This is a genomic window from Luteibacter sp. P4_D7_3, assembly GCF_056401735.1.
In genome coordinates, this window is the sequence record NZ_JBFUIT010000224.1 from 1 (window position 1) to 6,785 (window position 6,785).

Sequence of the window (6,785 nt, forward strand, 5' to 3'; positions counted from 1 at the left end):
CCCGTACGCGGGCCACGATTACCGCCGCCACCGCCGTCGAAGCGTGCGCCGCCGCCGGTACGATTGCCGTCGGCACGACCCGGACCGCCCTGGCCCGGCGCGCGATTGCCGCCGCCTGCACCCGGGCCGCCAGCACGGCCGGCCGGACGCGGACCACGGTTGCCCGGTGCGCCGCCTGCTGCATTTCCGCCACCGGTGCGGCTGTCGCCGGCAAACCAGGTGCGAGGCGACGGCAGTTCCTGGCCCGGCGCGACGCGACGCGAGCGCTGGCCACCGGCCGCACCACCGCCCCGCTCGGGACGAGCGACATTGCCGTTTACTTCGCGGCGCGGTGCGCCGCCCTGGCCACCGCCGCCACCCGGGCGACCACGACCACCGCCAGCGCCACCCCGGCCGCCACGCGGATTGTCATCGCGCAGGCGATCGAAAGCGGTGAGCTCACGGGCTTCGTCGTGACGACCCGAGCTCCAGGCACCTGCCGGACGACCGTCCGGCTTGTACTCGGTCACATGACGCGGGGCGCGACGCTGATGCACGACGGCGCTCAGGGTGAGTACGGCGCCCGGGGCGCCGAGGCCTGCGCGCGTGCGCAGTTCCTTGATTGCGGCTTCGTCGAGATTGTCGCTGTCGCCGCGACGGAGGGCGCGCGGAAGTTCCACGGTGCCGTAGCGGATGCGCTTGAGGCGGCTGACCAGGAAACCCTGCGAATCCCACAGGCGACGGACTTCGCGGTTGCGACCTTCGCGAATGGTGACGCGGAACCAGCTGTGGCTACCGCCGCGGCTGATCGTGGCGATCTCGTCGAAGCGGGCCGGGCCGTCTTCGAGTTCGACACCCGCCYTCAGGCGTTCGATGGTCTCGTCGGGCACCTCGCCATGGACACGGCAGAGGTACTCGCGCTCGAGGCCGCTCTTGGGATGCATCAGCGCGTTGRCGAGTTCGCCATCGGTGGTGAGCAGGAGCAGGCCGGTGGTGTTGATGTCGAGGCGACCCACGGCGACCCAGCGCGCACCCTTCAGGCGCGGCAGCTGTTCGAACACGGTGGGACGGCCTTCGGTGTCTTCGCGAGTCGTTACCACGCCTTCCGGCTTGTGATAGACGATCACTTCGGCGTCGTTACGGCTGTCGGTGGCGACGACGAACTGCTTGCCGTCGACGACTACGCGATCACCGGCATGGACGCTCGAGCCGATGGTGGCGGCGGTGCCGTTGACTTCGACTTCGCCCGCCTGGATGCGCTGTTCGAGCATGCGGCGCGAGCCGAGGCCGGCGTTGGCCAGGACTTTGTGCAGGCGCTCTTCGAGCACGGTGCCATCGTCGGGACGGCTTTCGCCGCGCTTAAGGGATAGAACGGAACGTTGCGGCGCACTCATGCGCGTGACTCCTCAGTATCTTCTTCGGCATCGTCTTTGGCGACGTCGCCTTCGGGGTTCTCTGCCTCTTCGGCAGTGGCGGAAGCCGCGGCGACGTCGTCGCCGGCAGGCAGCTGGTTCGCGATCTCGACCTCATCGTCCTGTGCGGACGGGGCCTCGATGGCGGGTGTTTCTTCGATCRTCATGGCCTCAGCCACGACATCATCGGTGTCTTCGGTATTCGTGGGGCTTTCGTTGTCCGGATCGATCGACAGGGTGGCACCGACGCGTGCGTGCGCGGGAATGCCATCACCTTCGAACCGCAATTGCGGGTTGATGTCTTCGAGGTCGCGAATCTCCGAAAGCGGGGGCAGGGCATCCAGCGACTTCAGGCTGAAGTAATCGAGAAATCCCCGGGTGGTTCCGAACAGGGCCGGCTTGCCGGGAACATCGCGATGACCGACGACGCGGATCCATTCGCGTTCCTCGAGCGTCTTGATGATGTTCGAGGAGACCACCACACCACGGATCTGTTCGATTTCCGGGCGGGTAATCGGCTGGCGGTAAGCGATCAGGGCCAGCGTTTCGAGCAGTGCGCGGGAATAGCGACTGGGTTTTTCGGACCACATTCGCGACACCCAGCCATGAACATCCCGACGGACCTGGTAACGCCAGCCCGACGCGACTTCGATCAACTCGACGCCGCGACCGTCGCAGTCGTGCGTGAGGGAGGCGAGCGCGACCACGATATCGTCCGTGGTCACTTCGTCCTCGTCGCCGAAGATCGCCTTCAACTGCGCGATCGTCATCGGCTGGGTCGACGCCAGCAGCGCCGCTTCCACGATGGGTTTCAGTTGTTCGGGTTGCATAGGCCTTCGGGTTTACCGCGCGTATGGCGCGGATCGGTTCGATGTTCGTGGCCCTCATGGGCCTTCAGGCGAGCGCCTCTTCGGGCTCGGCATCACTCAGTACCTTCGTCTTCAGGTAAATCGGCCCGAGGGCTTCTTCCTGGACGATCTCGACGAGCATTTCCTTGGCCAGTTCGAGCATGGCGAGGAAGGTGACAACGACCCCGAGTCGACCTTCCGTCACGTCGAACAGCGTTTCAAAACGGTGGAACCCGCCGCGACCCAGTGACTCGAGCAGGTCGCCCATGCGCTGGCGCACGCTGAGCGGTTCGCGCTGGATCGCATGGTGCGTGAACAGATCGGCCCGACCGAGCACGTCCTTGAGCGCGAGCAACATCTCCTTGAGGTCCAGCGGGGGTGGTACCCGCACCACGTTGTGTTCGCCGACGAAGGCATGCACCACGGTGGTATCGCGTTCCAGGCGCGGCATCTCTTCGATATCGGCCGCAGCCCGCTTGAAGCGTTCGTACTCCTGCAGGCGGCGAACCAGCTCCGCTCGCGGGTCGTCTTCCAGGCCTTCCTCGGCCGGCGGCCGGGGCAGCAGCAACCTGGACTTGATCTCCGCAAGGATCGCGGCCATCAGCAGGTATTCCGCCGCGAGCTCCAGTCGCATCACCTCGCGCATCATGTCGATGTAGTCCATGTACTGCCGGGTGATTTCGGCGACAGGGATGTCGAGGATGTCCAGATTCTGCCGGCGGATCAGGTAAAGCAGCAGGTCGAGTGGCCCTTCGAACGATTCGAGGATGACCTCGAGCGCGTCCGGCGGAATGTACAGGTCCTGCGGCATTTGCATCACTGCCTGCCCGCGCACGAGCGCGAGGGGCATTTCCTGCTGCTGCGGGACACCTGCAAAGGCACCCTGGGTTTTTTCGACCACCTGAACTTCGGTTGTCTCGTTAGTCATCGGCACACGTCAGAAGGGTCGCGACTGCGACCAGGAACGTAACAATCGATGCCGTCCGGCGGCTATACCGCCACCTCGCCCGGCATGCCACGCATCGTCGCTGACGAGCGAAGGGCATTGCCGCTGGACACCCCAGGAGGGTCACCGCCTGTGAAAGATCGTCGGGAGCGGTCCGCTCACGGTCCAGAACCACGGACCGGTGAGGGCATGACGCCCGAATAAGTTCACCCGATTGACGACAGGGTATCGCCTGCGCCCGCCCAAGTCCAGCGGGCTGCCTGCCGGGTGCCCCACGGTTCCGGCACAATATCGCTCATGCAGCAGGCCCCCCGCGCGATCATCCATGTCGACATGGACGCTTTCTATGCGTCCGTGGAGGAACTGGACGACCCCAGCCTGGTCGGCAAGCCGGTGATCGTGGCCGGCCTGGGGCGTCGCGGGGTGGTTTCTACCTGTAACTACGTGGCCCGCACGTATGGGGTCCGGTCGGCCATGCCCACCTCCGAAGCGCGTCGCCGCTGCCCCGACGGCATCTATATCTTTCCCCGTCACGCCCGTTACGCCGAAATTTCTGAGATCGTCTTCTCGGTGTTCGGTGAGGTCACGCCGATGATCGAGGGCCTCTCGCTGGACGAGGCTTTCCTCGACGTCACTGCCAGCCTGCGGTTGTTCGCGTCGATCGAGGCCATTGGCCGTCGGGTCAAGCAGGCCATCCGTGAGCGCACGGGCCTGAACGCCTCGGTCGGCATGGCGCATAACAAGCTGTTGGCCAAGCTGGCCAGTGAGCTGTCCAAGCCGGATGGGTTCCTGCACATCCATCCCGAGGAAGTGCAGGGCTACCTCGATCCCCTGCCGATCGGGCGCATGTGGACCGTCGGCAAGGTGGCGGAGGAGTCCCTGCACAAGGTCGGCATTCGCACCATCGGCGACCTGATCCGCGCCGATGCCTGGCGGCTGAACAAGGCCGTCGGCGAGCGCCATGCGGCCCAGTTGCGTCAGTTGTGTCAGGGCGAGGACAGGCGGCCGGTGGTGACGGACGCTCCCGAGGTGTCTATCGGTTCCGAATGGACCTTTGACATCGACGTGGAAGCGCTACCAATCGCGGAGGCCTGGCTGTTACGTCAGTGCGAACGGGTGGGGGCAAGGGCGCGATCGCGTGGTGTCGACGCCCGTACGGTGTCGGTGAAGCTGCGTGAGCCGCCCTTCGTCACCCATAGCCGGCAGGCACAGTTGCCCGTTCCCGGCAACGCTACGCCGGAAATCTATGCTGTGGCACGTCGCTTGCTTCACCTGTGGTGGAATCAGCACCCGCGACCGAGGCTCCGACTGCTCGGCGTAACGCTTTCGGGGTTCGATGCCCGGTACGGCGATGAACAACAGGACATGTTTGCCGCCCCGGTCTCGGAAAAACGCTCCGATAGCGTGCAGGACCGGATCAACGAGCGCTTTGGCGCCGGTGCCCTGGTTCGCGCGGGTGTACTGAAGACGCGCGGGAGCGAGTGAACGCCCATGGTTGCGAGCGAACGCTACGACTGCGCTAATGTGTCCGTTTGTGACACGCAAGGTAAGTCGTGCGGGGTGCGGTCATGCCGAACTCGACGTATAAGGTGCAGCAGGAACCGGAATGGATGAGTACGCTGATGTCTGACAAGGATAGTTCGAACACGCGCTATCGCCACGCGCGGATGAAGGTGCAGACCGCGGTGCTGATGAGCCGCGGCGGCGAAGCGCACCCGACCGATCTTGTCGACATCTCGGCGACGGGGGTCATGTTGCGCCGCCCGCTCGGCTGGCGTGGGGAGCCCGGTCAGACCTGGATTCTCGACATGGTGTTCGGTCACGACCTGCATATTCATATGGAAGCCATGGTTGCGCGTGTGTCGGCGCGCCAGATCGGCATGGCTTATACCCTTATTCCCGAGGACAAGCAGAGGCCGTTGTGGGAGTTCCTTGGCGGGTATGCGGATACGCTCGAAGAGTGGAAGGACGACTGATCGCTGGCGATGCTCTTACGAAAAACCCCGCTCGAGGCGGGGTTTTTTATTCGAATCAGGCCTGCGCCGCTTTCCGTTTCGCCCGATCCTCATCACGCAGCTCGCGACGAAGAATCTTGCCGACGTTCGTCTTCGGCAATGCATCGCGGAACTCGATCTGCTTCGGACGCTTGTAGCCGGTGAGGTTCTCGCGGCAGTACTCGCGCAGGGCCTCCTCGGTGAGCGACGGATCCTTGCGAACCACGAAGATCTTCACTACCTCGCCCGAGTGCTCGTCGTCGACGCCGACCGCCGCCACTTCGGCCACGCCCGGATGCGCCATGACGATGTCTTCGATCTCGTTCGGGTACACGTTGAAACCCGAGACCAGGATCATGTCCTTCTTGCGGTCGACGATGTAGATGTAACCGTTGGCATCCATGCGGGCGATGTCGCCGGTACGCAGCCAGCCGTTCGCGTCAAGCACCTTGGCCGTTTCATCGGGGCGATTCCAATAGCCCTTCATCACCTGCGGACCCTTGATGCACAGCTCGCCCACTTCGCCAACGGGCAGCACCTGGCCGTCGTCGGTCCAGATCTGCACATAGGTGGAGGGAATGGGCAGGCCGATCGAGCCGTTGTATTCCTTCAGGTCCAGCGGGTTGATGCAGGCGGCCGGCGAGGTTTCCGTGAGGCCGTACGCTTCGGCGAGCGTCACGCCGGTGGTCTTCTTCCAGCGCTCCGCCACGGCCCGCTGCACGGCCATRCCGCCGCCGAGCGAGAGGTGCAGGCCGGAGAAGTCGAGGTCGGCAAAGCCCGGGGTATTGAGCAGGCCGTTGAAGAGCGTGTTGACGCCGGTGATGGCGGTGAAGCGCTCCTTCGAGAGCTCCTTGACGAAGCCTTTCATGTCGCGCGGGTTGGTGATGAGCAGGTTGAGCGCGCCCATGCGCGTGAAGACCAGTCCGTTCGCCGTCAATGAGAAGATGTGATACAGCGGCAGCGCCGTGACGATGATCTCCTCACCTTCCTTGGCCGAGCCACTGATCCAGGCATCGGCCTGGAGCATGTTGGCGACCATGTTGCGATGGGTGAGCATCGCACCCTTGGCGACGCCGGTGGTGCCGCCGGTGTACTGCAGGAAAGCGATATCGTCGTGGCCAACGTCGGTCTTCGGCATCGGGTGCGACTTGCCGCGGGCGAGGGCGTCCTTGAAGCGGACGGCCATCGGCAGTTTATAAGCCGGTACTTCCTTGCGAATGCTCTTCACGACGAAGTTGATGATGTTCCCCTTGGGGAACCCGATCATGTCGCCGACACCGGTGGTGATGACGTTCTTGACCTGGGTGCCGTCCAGCGCCTGCTCGGCGGTGGCGGCGAAGTTGTCCAGGACAACGAGCACCTTCGCGCCGGAATCTTCCAGTTGGTGGTGCAATTCGCGCGTGGTGTACAGCGGATTGGTGTTGACTACCGTCAGGCCGAGGCGCAGGGCGCCGAACAGCACGATCGGATACTGCAACAGGTTCGGCAGCATGATCGCGAGGCGATCACCCTTCTTCAGCCCGAGTTCCCCGGAGAGGTAGCCAGCAAAGGCCGCCGACAGTTCGTCGATCTGCCCATAGGTGAGTACCTTGCCGAAGTTCTTGTA

At 64.3% G+C, this 6,785-nt stretch carries 6 protein-coding genes; 2 read left to right on the forward strand and 4 right to left on the reverse strand.

Features of this window, described 5'->3' with window-relative positions:
• From AC1DSN_RS16275 to AC1DSN_RS16285, 3 genes are all read right to left on the reverse strand, one after another.
• Positions 1–1,373 (reverse strand): pseudouridine synthase (locus AC1DSN_RS16275; protein WP_477331676.1); only part of this gene is annotated, 1,373 nt, incomplete at its 3' end.
• Positions 1,370–2,221, reverse strand: coding sequence for an SMC-Scp complex subunit ScpB (gene scpB, locus AC1DSN_RS16280; RefSeq protein WP_477331678.1), 852 nt, complete (start codon positions 2,219–2,221; stop codon positions 1,370–1,372). The genes scpB and AC1DSN_RS16275, both read right to left, overlap by 4 nt.
• A 64-nt stretch (positions 2,222–2,285) precedes the next feature.
• Entirely contained in the window at positions 2,286–3,089 is an 804-nt protein-coding gene (locus tag AC1DSN_RS16285) for a segregation and condensation protein A (RefSeq protein WP_213948173.1), read from the reverse strand.
• 393 nt (positions 3,090–3,482) lie between these two features.
• Here AC1DSN_RS16285 and dinB point away from each other — a divergent pair, with 393 nt between their 5' ends.
• Positions 3,483–4,670 carry a DNA polymerase IV gene (gene dinB, locus AC1DSN_RS16290; RefSeq protein ID WP_477297623.1) on the forward strand — a complete coding sequence of 396 codons (1,188 nt, stop codon included), beginning with the start codon at positions 3,483–3,485 and terminating at the stop codon, positions 4,668–4,670.
• 137 nt (positions 4,671–4,807) lie between these two features.
• Positions 4,808–5,161: a PilZ domain-containing protein gene (locus AC1DSN_RS16295; RefSeq protein ID WP_477297622.1), complete on the forward strand. Its 354-nt coding sequence runs from the start codon at positions 4,808–4,810 to the stop codon at positions 5,159–5,161.
• Positions 5,162–5,216: 55 nt separating this feature from the next.
• Here the strand turns inward: AC1DSN_RS16295 and AC1DSN_RS16300 are convergent.
• The coding region (locus AC1DSN_RS16300; protein ID WP_477331680.1) for an AMP-binding protein at positions 5,217–6,785 on the reverse strand (1,569 nt) is incomplete at its 5' end.

Excerpts from the sequence above, each read along its gene's own strand:
- dinB (WP_477297623.1), top strand. The coding sequence starts at position 3,483 with ATGCAGCAGGCCCCCCGCGCGATCATCCATGTCGACATGGACGCTTTC.
- AC1DSN_RS16295 (WP_477297622.1), top strand. The coding sequence starts at position 4,808 with ATGTCTGACAAGGATAGTTCGAACACGCGCTATCGCCACGCGCGGATG.
- AC1DSN_RS16285 (WP_213948173.1), bottom strand. The coding sequence starts at position 3,089 with ATGCCCCTCGCGCTCGTGCGCGGGCAGGCAGTGATGCAAATGCCGCAG.